The organism is Methylophilus sp. UBA6697, from assembly GCF_002454655.1.
In the GTDB taxonomy this organism is placed as follows: domain Bacteria; phylum Pseudomonadota; class Gammaproteobacteria; order Burkholderiales; family Methylophilaceae; genus Methylophilus.
Window position 1 is genome coordinate 1 of record NZ_DKJH01000026.1, and the last position, 21,206, is coordinate 21,206.

The window sequence follows — 21,206 nt, forward strand, 5'->3', positions numbered from 1 at the left end:
GTTGTCATCCCAGAAAGCAACCAGTTTGCCCAGGCCCCATGTACCAGCCAAAGCACAAGCTTCGTGAGAAACGCCTTCCATCATACAACCGTCGCCCAGGAACACGTATGTGTAGTGGTCAACGATGTCGTGGCCTGGCTTGTTGAACTGGCTAGCCAGCAATTTTTCAGCCATCGCGAAACCAACGCCGTTAGCGATACCTTGGCCCAATGGACCAGTAGTGGTTTCTACGCCTGGTGCGTAGCTAAACTCAGGGTGACCAGCACACTTGGAGTGCAATTGACGGAAAGTTTTGATGTCGTCGATAGAAACATCGTAACCTGTCAGGTGCAGCAAGGAGTAAATCAGCATAGAGCCATGGCCGTTAGACAACACGAAGCGGTCACGGTTAGCCCATTGTGGGTTAGTTGGGTTGTGGCTGAGGTTGTGGTTCCACACTACTTCAGCAATTTCAGCCATGCCCATAGGTGCGCCTGGGTGACCGGAATTTGCTTTTTGTACAGCGTCCATGCTCAGAGCACGGATGGCGTTGCACAAGTCGACACGAGTTGCCATTGTTTTCTCCCTAGAGTGAAAGTGAGCGGTCTTACACAAAATGCTGCAAAACCTTGATTGAATTCTTTAAAAAGGCCAGAAAACCCGCCTTTTACGGAAAGGCTAGATTATTCACTAGAACCTGTTTTTCTTCAAGCGTTAATCACCTTTTTCTCATGATGGTTTTGCTATGGCTGACCTATGAAAAAGGTCATTCTGCTGCCTGCAAGGGTAGCTTTCAGCGAGGGTTTCCCCTACCATGACAAAACATTGATAGCAAAGGAAGTAATGATGTCTGACGAACGAATTATCATGCGTGTAGGTGAAGCTCTGGTCGCTGGCGGCCCACCAGGAACCGCAGCGGAGCCGGAAGTGGCGATTGGCGAAATGAACGGGCCTATGGGCACAGCATTTGCCAACCTGCTGGGTGACCAGGTTAAAGGCCATACCCGTGTGCTGGCGATTATGAATACCGACATTATGGTGCGCCCGGCGACCCTGATGGTGAGCAAGGTGACGGTGAAAGACCCACGTTATACCAATATATTGATGGGCACCGTGCAAGGCGCAATTGCCAACGGTGTGCTGGATGCGGTGCGTAGCGGTGATATCCCGAAAGAGAAAGCCAACGACCTGGGCATTATCGTCTCCGTGTGGCTAAGCCCGGCGATTCTGGAACAGGAAAAAATCGACCATAAAGCCCTGTTTGATATTCACCGCGAAGCGACTTTCAAGGCCATTCAAAAAGCCTTGCGTAATGAGCCCAGCATTGACTGGTTACTGGAAAACCAGGAGAAAATCGTGCATAAGTATTACCAGATGGGCTTAGATGGAAAGATCTAAAAGCACGGCAAGATTTAAATAATAAAAAAGGATGCCCAGGCATCCTTTTTTATTAAGCTCACTTTAGCGCTTTAACGCAGTGATCACCGCTTCAATCGCCTTGCAGTTACCGCGTGCATCATCAAAGGTCAGCAACGGTGTTTTGCCATAAAGCACGCAGTCACTAAAGTGCTCAATCTCTAAATTAAAATGGTTGGCTTTGGGCAACACGATGGTTTCTGATTTGCCACCGGCCTCCCAGCTAATCACCGGGTCATCACCTGGGTAAGCCCACATATTGTGGCACTTGATCCAACCTTTATCGCCTATGAGCTCATATTCGGCTTTGCGACCACGCTCGAAGCTGACATCAAAGTTGCCAAAACGCGCACGGCCTTGCGCATCGGGCCCGAAATCGAGTACACCACTGGCCACCACATCCGCACCATGTTCATTCAGTTTGCCATAAGCCACCACATGTTGCGGTTCGGCAGGCACATTGTCTTTGCCAAAACACCAGCGCAAAGCGTGTATCGCATAAGGCCCAATATCCCACATCGCTCCGCCACCGTTTGCCATATCACGGTTGATGCGGTACATACGCGACGGCGCCATCAGGAACGAAAAACTGGCGCGACAGGACAATACATCACCAATCAGGCCGGAAGCCACCAGCTCGGCCACTTTGGCGTGCTGCGGATGAAAGCGGTACATAAAGCCTTCCATCACCGTCAGGCCTTTGGCTTTGGCCGCGGACTCAATGGTATCGATATCAGCCAGATTGGTGGTCATCGGTTTTTCAATCAGCACATGCTTGCCCGCCTGAATCGCCTTCAGCGCCCATTCAGCATGCTCCTCGTTGGCCATCGGGCAATACACGGCTTCAACATTACTGTCAGCCAGCAGGCTATCCATGTCGTCATAGCAAGCGACACCGCCGAGGTTGGGCGCATATTTATCCAGCGTTGCTTTGGCTGCCCCGGCGCGGCGGCTGGCAACTGCCACCAATTGCGAGTTCGCGGCCTCAACAATGGCGGGCAGCAACCGCTCATTGACCCGCGCAGCCCCGAGAATGCCCCATTTAAGTTGTTTTTGCATGCTTGAACCCTTTCCAGGCGCTGATCGAAGACCGTCATTCTAACGCCAGTTTGTGAATACTGCTGCTTTTGTACATGCCGCTAAGCGGCCTGGTTCAGGCTTTCGGGGCCAAACACTTCGCGATGAATGTGCTGTGGCGGGACACCCAGCGCCAGCAATGCCTGCCATTGTTCGATCATAAACGGCAGCGAGCCACACAGATAATACTCGGCATTGAGTGCGGCATTGAATGGCCACTCAGCCACACGCATACGTCCGGCCTGTACTAGACGCTCTGTCACAAAGCCCGGCTTGTCTTCAATATACAAGGCCAAATTCAGCGCTGGCAGTTGCTCGGTACTGGCAATCAGCTCATCCAGATGCGGTACATGCTGCAAACTGCGGCCAGCATGTAAAAACCAGATATCACGTGTGGATTGGTCACGCACCAGCGTTTTCAACATCGACAACATGGGCGTGATACCAACGCCAGCCGAAATCAGCACCAATGGCTGCTTTGCCTTGAGGTCGGGCGTGAATTCACCATAAGGATGGCTGATCAACAATTGCCCGCCCACTGCTGCCTGCTGATGTAGCCAGTTAGACACCGTACCCTGTGGCGTGTGTGTATCACCTGCTTCACGTTTGAGACTGATGCGGTAGCCCGCGTTTTGTTCGGCATCTGACAGACTGTATTGGCGGATCTGACGCAAACCATCAGGCAAGGTAACAGCAACGCTGATATATTGCCCGGCCTTGAACGCGGGCAATGCCTGATCTTCGGCCGCTAGCTGAATCGACAGAATACCGTCTGCGGTTGGGTTGACCTCAATGATATGCGCAGCTATCCATTGGTCTGCCGCATAGCCGGTGCTTTGATACAACCTGGCTTCGGCAGCGATAAACTCCCCTGCCAATAACCAGTAAGCCTCATCCCAGGCCGCGATCAGGGGTGGCGTGGCAGCTTCACCCAGCACTTCGGCAATCGCTCCCAGCAAATGACGGCCCACAATCGGGTAATGCGCTGGTTTGATGCCTACCGCAGCATGTTTGTGCACAATACGGTCGATCACTGGCTGCAGCACATGGGCCTGGTCAATATTGGCCGCATAAGCAAATACCGCCGCAGCCAGCGATTGCTGCTGGCTACCATTGGCCTGGTTGCCCATATTGAACAGATGTTTCAACTCGGGATGCGCGTTAAACATATTGTGGTAAAACGTGGTGGTAATCGCCAAACCATGCGCTTGCAACACGGGCACACTGGCTTGGATATACGGACGGGCGGCACTGGATAACATAAACACTCCTTAAACTAGCATTTAAAATGAAACATTTAATGTAAAAAAATGGTCTTTTAAAAAAAGACCGCTCACTCAAATCACTGCAATCTATGCCGCATGGGCTTTGTGCATAAAAATAATTTTGTCCCTGGTATTGTTGTTGACGATATCCAGCAGTCGATGTTGATTCATATGGGTATAAAAAGACTCCAACCCCGTCTGCAAGGCATCTTTGAGCAGGCAATTACCATGAAACTGGCACACCGGCTTCTCGCAATTAATCAACTCAGTCGTATTCTCAAGCTCGCGCAAAATATTGCCTATGCGCAAATTGAGTGAGTCGGGATTCAGTTCCAACCCGCCATTGCGGCCACGTGTCGCCTTGATCCAGCCCAGTTTATTCAGGCGTGTAATCACTTTAATCAGGTGGTTACGCGGTAAATCAAACGTCGTAGCGATCTCGTCTATGGTCACCTGCTGACCAAAGCGCGACTGCGACAAATACATGAGTACGCGCAGGCCAATATCGGTAAATTTGTTGAGTTGCATGCCTGCATTCTAAATATGTTTCATTTACAATGCAACTTTAAATTGCTATGCTGATATGCATTGCCAGTCTCCAAGGAGCATCCATGCAGCCGCTGATTCAAATTTCCCCGCCTAGCCGCAAACTCTCCGCGCAAGGATTTGCGCTATGGAACCTCGGTTTCCGGCCATTCTTCCTGCTGGCGGCAGGCTTTGCCGCCCTGTCTATGCTGGTTTGGATGGCGAACTATTTTCAGCTGTATGCCCAGCCATTGGCCACCATTTCCCCTTCGCAGTGGCATGCCCATGAAATGCTGTATGGCTTTGCTTTTGCCGTGATTGCCGGCTTTTTGCTGACAGCGGTCAAAAACTGGACCGGCATACAAACCCTGCATGGCCGCCCGTTACTGGGGCTCGCCGCCTGCTGGATCATTGCCCGCAGTGTGATGTTGATCGCCCCAGGCCAAGTGTTATTGGCAGCAATATTCGATTTGCTCTTTAATGGATGGCTCATCGTCGCAGTCGCCCATCCGATTATCAAGGTCAAGCAATGGCGGCAACTTGGCGTACTATCGAAAATCATTTTTCTCACGGCAGGCAATGCAGCTTTTTATACCCAGGCACTAGGCTGGACCGCAAATGGCGCACACGCTGCATTATGGATAGGCCTGCTGCTCAATGTCAGCCTGATTATGGTCATCAGCCGCCGCATCTTGCCAATGTTTATCGAACGCGGCGTGAAAGAAGAAGTCACCCTGAAAAACAGCGCCTGGATAGACCGATTGCTGATGCTGTGCCTGGCAGCCTTACTGATCAATATCTTGACCGTTAACGCCGAAACACTTAACGTGTTGTTAGGACTCACTATCAGCCTGAGTGCCGGGTTTAGATTATGGCGCTGGCACACGCCAGGTATCTGGCAAGTGCCGTTGCTATGGAGCTTTTATTGTGGATTGTGGTTAATCAATCTGGGATTTCTACTTTATGCCACAAGCTTTTTCGCACACAGCATTTCCGTCATTCTTGCTATCCACTGCTGGGCCATTGGCGGCATCGGCGCGATTACACTGGCCATGATGGCACGCGTCTCATTAGGTCACACCGGCCGCAATATCCACACGCCACCACGCAGTGTGGTCTGGGTATTTGGCCTGGTGATTTTCGCTACCCTGAGCCGGGTGCTCCTGCCCATCGTGCTGCCTGAGTTTTACCGCTTATCCGTGATGCTGGCGGCTGGTGGCTGGATCGCCGCATTCACGCTCTTTGCGATCGTCTATTGGCCGATACTCAGTCAACCACGTATCGATGGGACGCCCGGTTAAGACTTATTCTTTCCACTTAATAGAACAACCGATACTTGCGATCTGTTCCTGTGGCCCTATCCCGGTTTCTGCCACCAGCCTCATGGCATTAAACAGGTCGCGCGTACTTCCAGGCGCGGTCTCCTTGCGGCTTTCATCAAAGCGGCCACGGTATTGCAGCTCGAAGTCTTTATTAAAGCCGAAGAAGTCAGGCGTACAGACTGCACCATAAGCTTGCGCCACAGTTTGCCGCTCATCCCACAAATAAGGGAAGGGAAACTGCATCTCTGTAGCAATTTTTTGCATGTTTTCAAAGCTATCTTCAGGATATTCGAAGTCATCGTTGCTCGAAATAGCCACGGTATTGATGCCCAAGGTTTGCAGCTCGCGCACATCAGCAATCAGCCGCGGCAGTATGGCTTTGACATACGGGCAATGGTTACAGATAAACATCACCAACAAGCCGTTTGAACCCATGCTATCGCTAATGCTGACCGCTTTTTTATCGGTGCTAAACAGATTAAACAGAGGGGCCTTCCAGCCAAAATCACATACGGGTGGGCTAATACTTGCCATCAGAATACTCCTGCCATTAAATTCTAAAACCATATGGTACGTGATTAAGGCGCCGAGGTGAATCTCGTGGACAGCGCGCCCGCATCGCCATGCGTACCACGCTAGCGCCATAAATAGTGGCATTTTGGTTACAATGCCAGTCATGAGTAATTTACGATTTTATAGCCCGACTGCATTGATTGTCGGCCAGCAAGCCTCGTTGAGTGAAAACGCTATGGCACATGCAGTGAGGGTCATGCGGCTCAAGGTGGGCGATACGCTGACACTGTTTTGCGGCGATGGTTTTGACTACCAGTGCGCGCTGACCAGCATAGAGAAAAAGTCGGCACAGGTTGAGGTGTTGAGCAGAAGCGAAGTGAATAACGAATCACCACTCAATATTCGTTTGCTGCAAGGCATTTCCAGCGGTGACCGCATGGATTACACCATCCAGAAAGCGGTAGAGCTTGGCGTGACCGAGATTTACCCGCTCAGTACTGAGCGCTGCGTGACCAAACTCAGCGGCGACCGTGCCGAGAAACGCACCGAGCACTGGCAAGGTGTGGCGATTGCCGCTTGCGAGCAAAGCGGGCGCGCTACTGTGCCGCTGGTGCATGCGCCAGCCACACTGGCGCAATGGCTGAACCAGCATGCCACGCCAGATTGCCTCAATTTATTACTCAATCCGGTAGGTGCCAAACGGCTGGCGGCTTTAAGCAAACCCACGAGCGCAATACATCTGCTGATTGGTCCGGAAGGTGGTTTGAGCCCTGCTGAAATTGAACTCGCGACACAACACCACTTCCAATCTATCGTGCTCGGCCCCAGAATTTTACGCACCGAAACCGCCGCACTCACTGCCATCGCCAGCATGCAGTCACTGTGGGGCGATTTTTAATGTGGTTTTATTTGGGAGTTTTTACCACTGTCATCGCAATTATCATCCGCCTGCATCAGAAAACGTCCCTGCATTCAGCCTTGCAGGACCGGGATAAAAGCCTTATCCCGGTTCATGGAAAATACAAATACAACTGGTCCGATGCAACTGATAAAGCGCCAGCGACTGGTCGTCTCGAAATTCCCTGTTCATCCTCATTACAGTTTTCTGCCAGACTTGAAAGAGGCTTTGATAAGTGGGCAAAATTTACAGGATTATCTTATGAATGCCAGACTGGAGAAAAAAGCTTTGATGAGCGCATTTATCTGAGCTGCATTACCCAGGAAGATGCAGACCTGATTGGCCAACAACCAGAACTCTCACAAAAAATCATTCTTGCACTCCAAACAGATGCAAACAATATTTCATTTCATCCCGGCAGCGAATTAATTTGTGATGGGCAGCATCTTTTTTTGAAGCTCTCTTATCCCGCCAAGGATCGGCCTGCTAAAGACAATTTTATTGATGAGAAACTACCCGCTCTACAATCCCTGGCGAACGCATTAAGGCAGCAAAAAGAGTTAAACCCTCACTTCTGGAAAGTGCCTAACCAGCGCAACGCAGCCATTACCTTGGCCCTCAGTTCAGCACTGGCTGTAGTAGGAGGACTGGAATTTATCCGTTTCTTTGGTTTTCACGACAACGAATTACTCCACCCATGGGATTTGGCCCCTTATGCCATCATTACCGCCCTCATAGGTGCAATACTCATCATTATTTTTTGCCTGACTTCAATCACGGTTTCTGCCCGCCGACACCTGATACTCGCTGAAATATGTATGTTTGGTTTTCCTGGACTGGCCTTTGCGTGTTACGGCTGGATGTACGATGCCAATATTCGGCTTGACCACAGCCCCTACGAGACCCGTGTACTCCATGTAACAGATAAATATTCCGTGACGCATCGCGTAAAGAATGGCAAATACCATACATATCATTTGGTTGTTAGCCCGAACCAACCACCCTTACCGGATAACCTCAGTATTTCAGGTCAATTTTATAATCACATAGAAAAAAATGATTCAGTAAAGGTCAGCATCAAAAGTGGTTTTTTGCATCAACCATGGCTTAAAAAAATCGAGAAAATGAATCCGCCTGCAATAGAAGGTGACTTTTAATGACTCTTTTAGACTCTTTAATCAGGTAGCATCGCCCCATGTTCCAAGTCATGTTACAAATGGCGCTGATGATCGCTGCCGGGATACTCTGGCAACGCATGGCGCCTGACCATATGTCTGCGCTTGCGCACCGCCGCGCGCTGACCGACCTGGTGTTTTACATATTGCTACCTGCATTGGTGCTGGATATCTTATGGCAGGCACCATTTGATGCCAGCACGCTCAGCATTGCGCTGACCGCGCTCAGCCGCCTCACAGTGGCCGCCTTGTGCATGTGGCTGACGCTGCAATTATTGCAGCGCGTCATGATTATTTCGCGTGCGCAACAAGGCGCATTGATGCTGGCAGCCACGTTTCCCAACGCGACTTATTTAGGGCTCCCCGTGACCAGCGAAGTACTTGGCGACTGGACGCATGAAATCGTACTTAAATTTGACCTGTTTGCCTGTACGCCGGTATTGCTGACGCTGGGCATGCTGATGGCGCAAACCTATGGCCAATCTGAACACAAATCGCACCCAATCAGGGAGTTAATGCGCGTGCCTCCGCTGTGGGCATTGCTGCTGGCGACCGTTTTGAACGTGAGCCATGTACCGCAACCCGTCATGATCGGCCATGCGCTGCACACGCTGGCAGGCGGCGTGGTGCCGTTGATGCTGATCGCCCTCGGCATGAGCATTCGCTGGGATACCTTTAAACTCAAATTGATTCCCTTATTGCTGCCTGTGTGCGTGATCGGTTTGCTGATTGCACCATTGGCGGCGCAATATGTCGCCATCGCCCTCGGTCTGCATGGCGACCAGCTCACGGCCTGCATTCTGCTCGCCGCCATGCCTACCATGGTGTTTGGTATTGTCATTTGCGAACGCTACCGACTGGACGGCGCTCTCTACGCCGCAGCCGTGTTCATGAGCACCCTGCTCAGCATCGGCAGCCTGTCACTCTGGTTTGCCATCTTGCAGCCATAAATTCAATATTATTTCGCGCATCAACACGTGAAATCTCGCATTTCATGTGAATTTTTATGATGCATGCTGTCATACGTCATATGACGAGTTGTCAGCAGCAGCGACTGTTTTTAAGATGCTACTAACCCGCCACCCTTTCGCTTTGTGTTATTTGGGATTATCAGACGATTATGCCGAAAACCACGACCAACCAATATATTGCGCAGCAGCCTGCGCCACCCGAGACGCTCACCCGCCTGCTCGCTGAAACCGGCGTGACCATTAATGGCAATGCACCATGGGATATCCAGGTCTATGAAGAAAGTGTTTACCGCGACGTATTGACCAAAGGCACGCTTGGCCTTGGGCAGGCTTTTATCGAAGGCCGCTGGGACTGCAAACGCCTGGACGAATTTTTTCACCGCGTGATGCGTGCCGACATTGATGAAAAAATGGGCGGTATGGCCAAACTGACCTTGCTGGGCGAAGTGATCCGCCACACGCTGTTTAACTTGCAGGCGCCGCACCGTGCCTACCAGGTGGCGCAACAACATTACGATATTGGCAATGATGTGTTTGAAGCCATGCTGGATAGCAGCATGAGCTACTCCTGTGCCTACTGGCAGCACGCAAACACCCTGGAAGAAGCGCAATTTAACAAGCTAGACATGATCTGCCAAAAACTTGATTTGCAACCCGGCGACCGCGTTCTCGAAATCGGTTGCGGCTGGGGCGGCTTGGCCAGACACATGGCCAAGCACTATGGCGTACAAGTCGTGGGGATCACCGTCTCGGTCGAGCAACAAACCGTGGCCAAAGAACGCTGCGCCGGATTACCGGTAGACATCCAATTAAAGGATTACCGCGAGCTGCACGGCCAATTCGACAAGATCGTATCCGTGGGCATGTTCGAGCATGTCGGGCAAAAAAATTACGCCATGTATTTTGAAACGGCGCACCGACTGCTTAAGGATAACGGGCTGTTTTTACTACACACCATAGGCAACCACAGAACCGCCTTGCATACCGATGCCTGGATAGACCGCTATATTTTTCCCAATGGCAAAGTGCCTTCGGCCAGCGAAATCAGCCAGGCCATTGAACAAAAATTCCTGATCGAAGACTGGCATAATTTCGGCCCCGATTATGACCGTACGCTGATGGCCTGGTGGGACAAATTCAATCGCGCCTGGCCGGAACTGCAGTTTAAATATGATGAAAGTTTTTACCGGATGTGGAAATACTACCTGATGTGTTGCGCAGGCTATTTCCGCGCCCGGCAAGGGCAACTCTGGCAACTGGTATTGAGCAAACGGCAGAGCAACCGTATGTACCGCTCAATGCGCCCGGCGCCAGCAAGTTGATGTTGACGTAGTCTCTCTGTTCTTGACCTCATATGACGGCTATTGCCGTCATTTTTTTATGCGTTGAATGCATGCACCAATGCACACAGATAAAACCTCCGCCCTTACCTCCACTTTATTTGCAATAAAAACCATTTTTAATTATTATTTTGCATAATCATTATGAATAAATAACAAATGCTCGGATCAAACATCAGAGATTTGCGTAAATCGCAAAATTTAACCTTGCAGCAACTGGCTTCACGTATGGGCACAGACGCAAGTAATTTGTCACGCATTGAACGTGGCGAAATTGGTATTTCAGAAGTCCTGTTACGCGCAGCGGCACAGGCATTGAACACCACACCTGGCCGCTTATATGATGCCAACCTGACACCCGTCTCACTGACCAATACGCCGCCGGCCATCCTTTCCAGTGCCAATAGCAAAGACTTTGTGCACTGGTTCCGTTCGGCGGCGCCGTATATCCACGCCTTTGGCGGCAACACGTTTGTGATTGCCTTTGGTGGCGAAGTGGTCAGCGAGCAGCAATTTGTCGCACTCTCACATGACCTCAACCTGTTAGCCAGCCTGGAAGTGAGGCTGGTGCTGGTGCATGGCGCCCGACCACAAATCGAGCAGCGCCTCAAGCGAGACAACCTGACGCCAAAATTGCACAACGGCCTGCGCATTACTGACGATGCCGCCATGGAGGCAGTGAAAGAAGCCAATGGCGCCATCCGCGTCGAAATTGAGGCCCTGCTCTCGATGGGCATTGCCAACTCGCCGATGGCGGGCAGTGATATCCGCGTCGCCAGTGGCAACTTTGTCACGGCAAAACCACTAGGCGTGCGTGATGGCGTAGATTTGCAACATACCGGAGAAGTGCGCAAGATAGATGCTATTGGCATCCAAAAGCGGCTCGATGACGGCGAACTGGTGCTCTTATCCCCCATGGGCTACTCACCCACCGGTGAAACCTTCAACCTAACACTGGAAGATGTGGCGGTCAGCGCGGCCAGTGCGCTGGATGCGGAAAAACTGATCTTCCTCATGGACTCAGAAGGCGTGCATAACCTGCGCGGCGAACTGTTACGTGAAATGACTTCGGCCAAAGCCAAAAACCTGCTGCGTAATGTGCAGGAGAGCGATGTGCCTATTCATTATTCGGAAGACGTCAATTACTACCTGCCTGCCGCCGTGCGCGCCTGCGAGCATGGCGTGACCAGGACGCACCTGATCTCACGCCATATCGATGGCGCCATTATTCAGGAGCTGTTTACGCGGCAAGGCATAGGCACCATGATTACCGAGCTGCCGCTGGAAACCATGCGCCAAGCCAATATTGATGATGTCGGCGGCATCCTAATGCTGATTGAACCATTGGAAAACGAAGGTATCCTGGTGCGGCGCGGGCGCGAACGCATCGAGATGGAAATTAATTACTTCTATGTGATGGAACACGATAACCGCGTGATTGGTTGTGCGGCGCTGTATCCGTTTGCCCAGGAAAAAATGGTGGAATTTGCCTGCCTGGCGATAGACCCGACCTATCGTGGCGGTGGCCGTGGCGATAAATTGTTTAACTATTGCCAGGAACAAGCCAGCCAAAAAGGCTTTAAAAGGTTATTTTGCCTGACCACGCGCACTGAGCATTGGTTCCTGGAGCGCGGCTTTACCGAGCAAAATGTCGACCAATTACCGCACGAAAAACAAAAACTCTATAATTTTCAAAGAAAATCCAAAGTTTTCATCAAATCGTTATGAGTTTTTAGCTAAAATTCCGCCTGTACCCGATTGACTGCAATCGCCTGATGATTGAATGAAAGTTTGACCTATGCAAACCTCGACCTCCAGCCATAAAGCACAAACCCTGTCCGAAGCGCTTCCGTATATCAAACGCTTTTTTGATAAAACCATTGTCATTAAATACGGCGGCAATGCCATGACTGACGAGCGCCTAAAAGAGTGCTTCGCACAAGACGTGGTGTTACTCAAACTGGTTGGCATGAACCCGGTGGTGGTGCATGGCGGCGGCCCGCAAATTAATGAAATGCTGGATAAGCTAGGCAAGAAAGGCGAGTTCATCCAGGGCATGCGCGTGACTGATGAAGAAACCATGGACGTGGTGGAAATGGTACTCGGCGGCCAGGTGAACAAAGAGATTGTGAACCTGATTAACCGCCATGGCGGCAAGGCCGTGGGCCTGACCGGGCAGGATGGTAACTTTATCCATGCGCACAAGCTGCTGATGGAAGACCTCAAAGACCCGAGCAAGATGATTGACGTTGGCCAGGTTGGCGAAATTTCTGCCATAGACCCGAGTATTATCAACTTTCTCGATAGTGGCGACTTTATTCCTGTGGTGGCGCCGATTGGGGTCGGCCGTGATGGCGAAACCTATAACATCAACGCCGATGTGGTGGCGGGCAAACTGGCAGAAATCCTCAATGCAGAAAAACTGATTTTGCTGACCAATACACCTGGCGTGCTGGATAAAAATGGCCAACTGCTGACCGGCCTGACGCCCAAACAAATTGACGATCTGGTAGAAGACGGCACCTTAAGTGGCGGCATGTTGCCAAAAATCAGCTCAGCGCTGGATGCTGCGCGCAGTGGTGTTAAATCGGTGCATATTATTGATGGCCGCGTAGAACATGCTTTATTGCTGGAAGTGTTGACCGATGAAGGCGTTGGCACATTAATCAAAGCCAAGTAAGCGCCCACTTACGTACCAACAAATCAAGCATTGCAATATATGTCGCGCAGGGTGTGGATTTTCGATCTGGATGACACCCTGCACAATGCCTCTGCGCATATTTTCCCGGTCATGAATCAATCCATGACGCGTTACATCATGCAGACGCTGGATATGGAAGAAGCGGCCGCGCACCAGCTACGCCAGCATTACTGGCGCGTTTATGGCGCTACCCTCAAAGGCCTGATGCGCCATCATGGTGTCAATCCCCATCATTTCCTGTCCGCAACGCACGCCTTTTTGACTAACGACATGGTGCAAACCACCAAGCAATTACGTCAATTGATTCAGCGCTTGCCAGGGCGAAAATGCATTTTCACCAATGCGCCGCGCGCGTATGCCCTGCATGTGCTGGAAGTGCTGGGTATTGCCGATTGTTTTTCATTGGTATTCAGCGTCGAATCCAGCCGTTTCCATGCCAAACCCAGCGTCCGTGGTTTTCGCCTGTTATTGCGGCAACTGCAATGCCGCGCCGAAGACTGCACCCTGTTTGAAGACAGCCTGCCCGCTCTGATGACAGCCAAACGACTCGGCATGCGCACTGTATGGATCAGCCGTCGATTGCACAAACCAAACTTTGTGCAATATAGGTTGCCACATGTGTTGGCACTCACTCACAGTGCATTGAAAAAAGCACCCTATGCATTCCCGTGCTAAGCGAATACAGTTAAAATAGCGGTCAAAATAACAACATCAGCATGGGGTTGGGTCCCGAAATCATTATGGCAACCATCAATAAAGAAGTACGCGCAAACCGCAAACAGCAAATTCTGGAAACACTGGCTGGCATGCTGCAAACACCGCGCGGTGAAAAAATCACGACCGCCGCGCTTGCAGCCAAACTGGATGTGTCAGAGGCAGCGTTATATCGCCACTTTGCCAACAAAGCCAAAATGTTTGAAGGCCTGATTGAGTTTATTGAAGGCGCGCTGTTTGGCGTGATGAATAAAATCACCACCGATGAAACCGACGGCCTCAAGCAAGTGCAACTGATGTTGCAAACCATGCTCAAGTTTGCCGAACGCAACCCGGGCATGTCACGCGTGCTGATAGGCGATGCGCTGGTCAATGAAGACGACGCCTTGCAAGCCCGCATCAACCAGTTACTGGACCGCCTCGAAGCCAGCCTGAAGCAGTCACTGCGTATTGCTGAGGCACAAGGCAATAAAATCACCGATGCTGGCATCGCCGCCAACACCATGATCAGTTTTGTACTTGGCCGCTGGCATGCCTTTGCCAAAAGCGGCTTCAAGCGTAAACCCAGCGACAACCTTGAACAGCACGTCACACAACTGATTACCGGCTGTTTGCAATAAGCAATAGTAAGAAAGCGTTATAGATGGAAACCACTGTTTTTGGCATGAATGAAGCCCAGCTGACCGAGTTTGGCATGAGCTGGGGCCTTGCCGGCCTCATTCTGTTCATCGTTTTTATTGTCGGCAACCTGGCCTGGAAATCCAAAGCGGGTAAAACCGGGACATTCGCCTTATTTCTCGCGCTCACATTAGGCATGGTGGGTTTCCTGGCCAAGCTGGTGATTCAGCACTACCTGAATATCCAATAATCTCACAGCTAAACAGGTCACCGCCAGCCATGCCGTGGCTCACCTGATTAACGCTTTATTACGTGAATGACGCCAATGGACTATTGCGGCGTTTGCCGCAGTCCGCTAATCTAAGCCATACATAGTGATAAATACTTGCGTGATATGGACAACTCCCCTCCCAACGACAGTGACATCTACAAAACGTTACTCGAATCGACCAAGGCCATCCCGTGGAAGATAGACTGGGCTAGCAAGCAATTCAGCTACATCGGCCCGCAAATCGAGCCATTGCTGGGCTGGGCACCATCGAGCTGGCAATCAGTTGAAGACTGGGTTAACCGTATTCATGAAGAAGACCGTGAACGTGTGTTCAACTTTTGCGTACAGCAATCGCTGCAAGGCCTGGATCACGAAGCGGATTACCGCGCACTGACGGCCACTGGTGATTTTGTCTGGATACGTGATGTCGTGCATGTCATACGGACGCCTGGCGGTGAGCCCGAAGCGCTCATCGGCTTTATGTTTGATATCAGTGAACGTAAAAAGACCGAAGAGCAATTGCTGATCATGCAAAGAAAACTGGAAGAGCTTTCTTACAAAGACGGCTTGACCGGTGTCGCCAATCGCCGCATGTTTGATACGGTGCTGGAACGCGAATGGCTGGAAGCCAGACAACACCAGCAGCCGTTATCACTGATCATGATTGATATCGACTACTTCAAGCAGTTCAATGATTTTTACGGACACCTGCAAGGCGATGAAGTGCTCAAGCAGGTGGCTCAGACACTGGCGCAAGCTGGTGTGCGCGCCAAGGATTTTTTTGCCCGTTTTGGCGGTGAAGAGTTTGCGCTGATCCTGCCAGAGACCAATGACGTGTCGGCCAGCAAAATTGCCGAGCGTTGCCGTAACCTGGTGTTCAAAGAGCAAATCCCGCATGCAAAATCAGAAGTCAGCCAGATACTGACGATTAGTGTTGGTGCGGGCAGCATCACCCCCAGCCAAACCGATGACCTCAAAACATTTGTTGAATCTGTGGATGCCCTGATGTATCAAGCCAAACGCAATGGCAGGAATCGGATTGAGGTAAAAAGCATCTAAAGCAGGCCTGGCGGCGCTAATGCAGCGCGGCCTGAATGGCGTGTATACGCGCCTCGGCCACAGATTGCTTGATATGGGCAGGAGAACTGCATTGTTTGGCAATGGTACCTGCATCTACAGTGAGTGCCGCTTGCAAGGCAATGGTCAGATGCGCGGCATCTTCCAGGGGGCATTCCTCCAACCCCAAGCGCCCGCGGCTATCGCACTCACAAGCGAGCAAAAAATCCGCGAAACGTGGACGTTGGCGGAAAGCATCGAGCTCTTCGAGAAACTGCAATAAAGTACTGGCTTTCATTTGCCGGGCGGCGTGCAATTTGCCATGATATTTAGCCACGACCAGTGCCAGATCCTTGCAATCATTCGGCACCCGCAAGCGGGCAACCACTTCGCGAATTAGGTCCACACTGCGCAACTCATGGCCAATATGGCGCGGCAATACCTCTACAGGTGTTGTGCCCTTGCCCAAATCATGGGTCAGTGCAGCAAACCTGACTGGCAAGCTGTAGCCTTGCTTGGCGGCATAATCAATCACCATCATGACGTGAATGCCGGTATCGATTTCCGGGTGATACGTAGCCGTTTGCGGCACTCCCCACAAGCGCTCAAGCTCAGGCAGGATGATTTTCAACGCGCCGCAGTCACGCAACATCTCGAACATACGGCTAGGCTGTTTTTCCATGAGGCCCTTGGCGATTTCCTGCCACACACGTTCAGGCACTAGCGCGTCAACCTCGCCGGCAGCCACCATCTCGCGCATCAGGGACAAGGTTTCTGGCGCGACAGTAAACTCGGTAAACCGCGCTAAAAAACGGGCGGCGCGCAGGATACGCACCGGATCTTCACCAAAAGCATCGGTGACGTGTCGAAGGACTTTTTTCTGGATATCTAATTGGCCGCTAAAAGGGTCTATCAGGCTGCCATCTTCCGCTTGCGCGATGGCATTGATCGTAAAATCGCGTCGCGCGAGATCTTCTTCCAACGTCACTTCAGGATCAGCATAGACGCTAAATCCTTTGTAGCCTTTGCCGGTTTTACGCTCAGTTCGCGCAAGCGCATACTCTTGCTGAGTCTTGGGGTGCAGGAACACCGGGAAGTCTTTGCCAACGGCGCGATAACCTGCAGCCAGCATTTGTTCCGGCGTGGCACCGACGACCACATAATCACGGTCTTTCACCGGCAAGCCAAGCAGACTATCGCGGACCGCGCCGCCTACCTGGTAAATCTGCATGCCTGGTTAGCGCCTGGCGTTAATGACACGACCGGCAGCGGCACGAAACTGATCATAAGCGCCGCGCGGATTGTTCTTCACCAGGTAACCCGAGATCACCGCAAACATATCCGTAGGCACCACACACAGTTCATTCGCCATCGGTTGCTGGCAGACATTATCCACCTGCATCGATTTCACATTGTCGCGAGAGAGGAGTTTGATCGGTAGCAGCTGCATAAAACTGCCTTGCAACAAGGACATATTCAGGCTCAGGCCAATAATGGGGCGTTGTACGTTAATCGTCTTCATCACCGCTTCCATGATTTGCTGCAAGGTCATGATGGCCGGGCCACCCAACTCATAGGTTTTGCCATAAGTTGCGGGTTCATCCACAGCATTAACCATGGCAGCGGCGACATCCTCTACCCAGATTGGCTGAAACTTGGCTTGCGGCATGGCGAGCGCCAGCACCGGAATAGCCTGTATCAGTTTGGCGAATAAATTAATAAAGCGGTCGCGGGTCCCAAAAATAACCGAGGGTCTGAAAATGGTGACATGCAGTTTCTTGCTAAATTCCAATACGGCCTGATCGCCAGCCGCTTTGCTGCGCAAATACTCACTCGGCGCATTCACAGAAGCCTGTAAGGCACTCATATGCAACAAGCGTGGAATGCCTAACTCTTCGCATAATTGCGCGACACGGCGCGGAAACTGGTGATGCATTTTTTCAAAGCCGTCGTCGCTGGTCTGATGCAAAATACCGATCAGGTTAATCACCACGTCACTGCCCTGCAGTTGCGCCTTCAGTGCGGCCTGGTCGTGGATATCGCTTTCAACCACCTGCACATTGGGCAACAGGATCAGGTGCTTGGCCTGTTCGCGACGGCGCGTCAGTACTTTGACCTGATAGCCTGCCTGGTCTAACCTGGCAACTACACTACTGCCTACAAAGCCGCTACCACCTAATACAGTCACTGTCTTCATCATGCTTATTCCTGATCCGTCTTGCGATTAGCCCTATTGTACCAAAATCCAGATGCAAGCTACTCCTGCTCCGAAATGCTGATAGTGGTGGTCACGTTTTCAACGTCACCCGTACCGCGGGCAGGGATGGTGCCCAAACGTTTTTTAAGTGTCAGCATGGGCAGGCCCAACCGCGGGGCGTACATATGCGCATTAGCCAACACTTTTTTCACATAATTGCGTGTTTCACTAAACGGGATGGTTTCTGCGTAAATGGCGCCTTCCAAGGGGGCGTTGGCTGCCCAACGCCTGGCGCGGCTGGGACCTGCATTATAAGCCGCCGTCGCCATCACTTCCTGGCCGTTAAAGGTATCCAGTGTATAGCGCATGTAATAAGTACCCAGGTTCACATTGGTATCAATGTCGTGCAACATGCCATCGTTATAACTGCTCCAGCCGAGTTTTTTAGCAATCCATTTGGCGGTAGCAGGCATTACCTGCATCAGGCCACCTGCCCCCACCGATGACTTGGCGTAGTGCATAAAACGGCTTTCCTGGCGGATAATGCCATAGACCCAGGCTTCGTCAATGGCGCGGCTGCGCGAAGCTTTTTGCAAATAATCGCGATACGGCGTCGGGTAGCGTAATTCAAAATTGTGCGTACGACTGGTTTTGTCTGCAGCTAACACAGCGAGATCGTACCAGCCCTTTAACAAACCATATTGTGCGGCGACGATACGCGTAGGATCATCCAGCGCTTCTAGCAGATACATCCACTCCAGCCGCGCCTCATAGCGGGCCTCTACATCGAACAGGGCCTCCATGCGTTTCACTGCGGGTTGTTTGGCGAACTGGCGAACTTCTTCATCACTGGGCTGATAAGTCGCCATTGGCTCACTGACCACCGGCCCCAAATCTTCCGCCGCCAGCCAGCCATAAAAATGACGTTCCTGGGAGAGCTTGGCCAGTATCTGGTTAGCATCCGCCACCTGGCCTTTGGCGATCAATGCACGTGCTTTCCAATAACGCCATGTGGACTCTTCAGCCAAGACGGCCGGCATGTCATTAATGACTTTCAGCACCGTGCCCCAGTCTTGCTGGCGCAAGGCAGTGCGTGCATACCACTCCCATTGCTCACTGCTTAACAACGTGGCATTGACTTTGCCAAAGCCCTGCAATGCCTCTGGCTCATGCTTGCGCGCGGCTTCGAGTGCCATATAGGCCTGAGCCAGTTGCTTTTCATCGTTATCGAGCAAACCGCTGTATTTCTGGTAGCTGGTTTTAGCCACGCCAAGATCCGCCTTGGCCTGGCGATGAATCGCATACATGTACAGCGCACGNNGTTTTGCTGCTACGTTTGGCCAACACTTTGGCCAGGCCGGTTTTATTGCTAAACAAGGCATCGCGATACAAGGTCAGCAATAGCTTTTCATCCAGCACGCCCACTTGCTGCAAGGCTTCAAGCATGCCCTGACAATCTGCGGGCAAATCTTTACCTGCCAGCAGCAGTTTTTTGCCATCTTCATAGGCATTGGGGTCATCCAGCGCAATACCTGCCTGTACCTGGTAACACTGGTTACCCACATCATTGATGCTGTAATACATCGGCATTTGCGCGCGCATCTCGATAAACTGGTCCCAGAACTGTACGCGGCCCAGCCGTTTGAGCCACAGCTCGCGTACGCGCTGTGATAACAGGGACTCATTGTTTTCCTGCAAAAATACCTGTACCTGGGTGTAAGACAGCTGGTCCATGGTCAGGATCATTTGCCAGTATTGCAGGTAGGGCAATAAGGGCGAACGACGCTGCCTGAGGGTTTCAGTAGCCTCAGCGAGTTGTGGCAGGTTGCGGGTTTGATAGGCCTGCTTGGCCTGGAGATAGACATCGCCATCTCCAGCGAAGACTGACTTGGCCAAACCGAGCAAACAGGCGCCAAAAATAAGGAGGGAAATGAGTCTAGTCTTCATGTGTCAACGATCACGTACACGACGTGACGACAGTTAAATTCTGGCCAAGCGACTCAGAAAGAAAAACAGCAACAGTAGCAGCAATAGCACAAAGCCACTGCGCCAGACGGTTTTGAGCCAGCGCCAATAACGTGGCTGGCCAGTTTGCCATCCTAACAGTACCAGTACCAGCGTACTGATCACCAGCACTGTAAATAAAATACGTATCCACCACATATGAATCAGGCAGGCAGCAAAGGGGCCGGACTAAAATAGTCGCGTTGTTTAAGAAAGCCAACCGGCGCCTGTGCATCATTGTCAAAGGTGCAATATTCCCAGGCGCTCTCATCTGCCAGCAAAGCGCGCAATAACTGGTTATTCAGCGCATGGCCAGATTTAAAGGCCGTAAACTGGCCAATAATCGGGTAGCCCAGAATATACAGATCACCAATCGCATCCAGTACCTTGTGTTTGGCGAACTCATCGTTATAGCGCAAGCCACCGCCATTGAGGACTTTATATTCATCCAGCACAATCGCATTATCCAGGCTGCCACCTTTCGCTAAACCATTCGCGCGCAGGTATTCCACCTCGTGCATAAAACCAAACGTGCGGGCACGGCTGATTTCGTCGACGTAACTCTGGCTATCGTAATCAATGGTCACGGTTTTGCCGGAGAACTCGAACACAGGGTGTGCAAAATCAATGGTAAATTCGGCTTTAAAGCCATGGTGCGGCGTAAATTTTGCCCATTTATCGCCATCGGTCACTTCAACCGGCTTGAGGATGCGCACAAATTTCTTCGGCACTTCCAGTTCTTGCAGACCCGCAGTCTGCAGCAAATAGATAAACGGCCCTGAACTGCCATCCATGATGGGCACTTCAGCGGCCGTCAGTTCTATCAGCACATTATCTACCCCCAAACCGGCGAGGGCAGACATCAAATGCTCCACGGTTGCAACGCGCGCACCTGAAAACTCTAGGGCGGAGCTCAGGCGAGTGTCATTCACTGCCGTCGGGGCGACCCGCATGGCAGGCGTATCGGGCAAATCGACACGCTGGAACACCACTCCGTGATCAGCGGGCGCAGGTTTGAGCGTCAGCGTGACTTTCTCACCGCTGTGCAGCCCAACGCCAGTGGCGCTGATCGATTGTTTAAGCGTGCGTTGCTTTAACATGGTTTTCTCTGTGTTAATGAATCACTATTATTATAAGCCAATCCGTCACTAGCCATTTAATCGC

Annotated in this window: 21 protein-coding genes and 1 pseudogene; 12 read left to right on the top strand and 10 right to left on the bottom strand. The window is 51.5% G+C overall.

Going from position 1 to position 21,206, the window contains the following annotated elements:
- Positions 1-555: pseudogene (locus B3355_RS07875) on the bottom strand (transketolase); the annotation flags it as partial.
- Between the two features lie 270 nt (positions 556-825).
- Here B3355_RS07875 and fae point away from each other — a divergent pair.
- Positions 826-1,377 (top strand): formaldehyde-activating enzyme, encoded by a 552-nt coding sequence (gene fae, locus B3355_RS07880; protein ID WP_019883452.1) that lies wholly within the window; start codon positions 826-828, stop codon positions 1,375-1,377.
- Positions 1,378-1,440: 63 nt separating this feature from the next.
- On the opposite strand, the gene B3355_RS07885 is transcribed toward fae, so the two are convergent.
- From B3355_RS07885 to B3355_RS07895, 3 genes are all read right to left on the bottom strand, one after another.
- Entirely contained in the window at positions 1,441-2,454 is a 1,014-nt protein-coding gene (locus B3355_RS07885) for a Gfo/Idh/MocA family protein (protein WP_292782344.1), read from the bottom strand.
- A gap of 80 nt (positions 2,455-2,534) precedes the next feature.
- Entirely contained in the window at positions 2,535-3,734 is a 1,200-nt protein-coding gene (locus B3355_RS07890; RefSeq protein WP_292782347.1) for a globin domain-containing protein, read from the bottom strand.
- 90 nt (positions 3,735-3,824) lie between these two features.
- Complete coding sequence (locus B3355_RS07895) at positions 3,825-4,265, bottom strand: Rrf2 family transcriptional regulator (protein ID WP_047516209.1); 441 nt, start codon at positions 4,263-4,265, stop codon at positions 3,825-3,827.
- Between the two features lie 83 nt (positions 4,266-4,348).
- Here B3355_RS07895 and B3355_RS07900 point away from each other — a divergent pair, with 83 nt between their 5' ends.
- Positions 4,349-5,563, top strand: coding sequence for an NnrS family protein (locus B3355_RS07900; protein ID WP_292782353.1), 1,215 nt, complete (start codon positions 4,349-4,351; stop codon positions 5,561-5,563).
- 3 nt (positions 5,564-5,566) lie between these two features.
- Here B3355_RS07900 and B3355_RS07905 read toward each other — a convergent pair whose 3' ends face one another.
- Entirely contained in the window at positions 5,567-6,118 is a 552-nt protein-coding gene (locus tag B3355_RS07905) for a thioredoxin family protein (protein ID WP_292782356.1), read from the bottom strand.
- Between the two features lie 142 nt (positions 6,119-6,260).
- Here B3355_RS07905 and B3355_RS07910 point away from each other — a divergent pair, with 142 nt between their 5' ends.
- The 10 genes from B3355_RS07910 (at position 6,261) to B3355_RS07955 (ending at position 15,844) form a co-directional block, all read left to right on the top strand.
- Positions 6,261-6,995, top strand: a complete 735-nt coding sequence (locus B3355_RS07910; protein WP_292782359.1) for a 16S rRNA (uracil(1498)-N(3))-methyltransferase — start codon at positions 6,261-6,263, stop codon at positions 6,993-6,995.
- Complete coding sequence (locus B3355_RS07915; protein WP_024930584.1) at positions 6,995-8,152, top strand: hypothetical protein; 1,158 nt, start codon at positions 6,995-6,997, stop codon at positions 8,150-8,152. The genes B3355_RS07910 and B3355_RS07915 overlap by 1 nt, the downstream gene beginning before the upstream one ends.
- Before the next feature lie 38 nt (positions 8,153-8,190).
- Entirely contained in the window at positions 8,191-9,120 is a 930-nt protein-coding gene (locus B3355_RS07920; RefSeq protein ID WP_292782362.1) for an AEC family transporter, read from the top strand.
- Between the two features lie 170 nt (positions 9,121-9,290).
- On the top strand, positions 9,291-10,463 hold the full coding sequence (gene cfa, locus B3355_RS07925) for a cyclopropane fatty acyl phospholipid synthase (protein ID WP_292782365.1): 1,173 nt from the start codon (positions 9,291-9,293) through the stop codon (positions 10,461-10,463).
- A 177-nt stretch (positions 10,464-10,640) separates the two neighbouring features.
- Positions 10,641-12,209 (top strand): amino-acid N-acetyltransferase, encoded by a 1,569-nt coding sequence (gene argA, locus B3355_RS07930; RefSeq protein WP_292782368.1) that lies wholly within the window; start codon positions 10,641-10,643, stop codon positions 12,207-12,209.
- A gap of 70 nt (positions 12,210-12,279) precedes the next feature.
- On the top strand, positions 12,280-13,161 hold the full coding sequence (gene argB / locus B3355_RS07935) for an acetylglutamate kinase (protein WP_292782371.1): 882 nt from the start codon (positions 12,280-12,282) through the stop codon (positions 13,159-13,161).
- A 39-nt stretch (positions 13,162-13,200) separates the two neighbouring features.
- Positions 13,201-13,857: a pyrimidine 5'-nucleotidase gene (locus tag B3355_RS07940; protein ID WP_292782374.1), complete on the top strand. Its 657-nt coding sequence runs from the start codon at positions 13,201-13,203 to the stop codon at positions 13,855-13,857.
- Between the two features lie 41 nt (positions 13,858-13,898).
- Positions 13,899-14,516 (top strand): nucleoid occlusion factor SlmA, encoded by a 618-nt coding sequence (gene slmA, locus B3355_RS07945; RefSeq protein ID WP_051502169.1) that lies wholly within the window; start codon positions 13,899-13,901, stop codon positions 14,514-14,516.
- Between the two features lie 23 nt (positions 14,517-14,539).
- Positions 14,540-14,764, top strand: a complete 225-nt coding sequence (locus B3355_RS07950; RefSeq protein ID WP_292782381.1) for a DUF2788 domain-containing protein — start codon at positions 14,540-14,542, stop codon at positions 14,762-14,764.
- 144 nt (positions 14,765-14,908) lie between these two features.
- On the top strand, positions 14,909-15,844 hold the full coding sequence (locus B3355_RS07955) for a GGDEF domain-containing protein (RefSeq protein ID WP_292782384.1): 936 nt from the start codon (positions 14,909-14,911) through the stop codon (positions 15,842-15,844).
- A 16-nt stretch (positions 15,845-15,860) separates the two neighbouring features.
- On the opposite strand, the gene B3355_RS07960 is transcribed toward B3355_RS07955, so the two are convergent.
- The 5 genes from B3355_RS07960 to lpxC form a co-directional block, all read right to left on the bottom strand.
- Entirely contained in the window at positions 15,861-17,072 is a 1,212-nt protein-coding gene (locus B3355_RS07960) for a multifunctional CCA addition/repair protein (protein ID WP_292782385.1), read from the bottom strand.
- 6 nt (positions 17,073-17,078) lie between these two features.
- On the bottom strand, positions 17,079-18,041 hold the full coding sequence (locus B3355_RS07965) for a complex I NDUFA9 subunit family protein (protein ID WP_292782387.1): 963 nt from the start codon (positions 18,039-18,041) through the stop codon (positions 17,079-17,081).
- A 56-nt stretch (positions 18,042-18,097) separates the two neighbouring features.
- Positions 18,098-19,345: a lytic transglycosylase domain-containing protein gene (locus tag B3355_RS07970; RefSeq protein ID WP_292782389.1), complete on the bottom strand. Its 1,248-nt coding sequence runs from the start codon at positions 19,343-19,345 to the stop codon at positions 18,098-18,100.
- Positions 19,346-20,018: 673 nt separating this feature from the next.
- Positions 20,019-20,201, bottom strand: a complete 183-nt coding sequence (locus B3355_RS07975) for a hypothetical protein (protein ID WP_019883473.1) — start codon at positions 20,199-20,201, stop codon at positions 20,019-20,021.
- A gap of 5 nt (positions 20,202-20,206) precedes the next feature.
- A complete protein-coding gene (gene lpxC / locus B3355_RS07980; RefSeq protein WP_292782393.1) occupies positions 20,207-21,142 on the bottom strand; it encodes a UDP-3-O-acyl-N-acetylglucosamine deacetylase in 936 nt (311 codons plus the stop codon).
- Positions 21,143-21,206 lie beyond the last annotated feature (64 nt).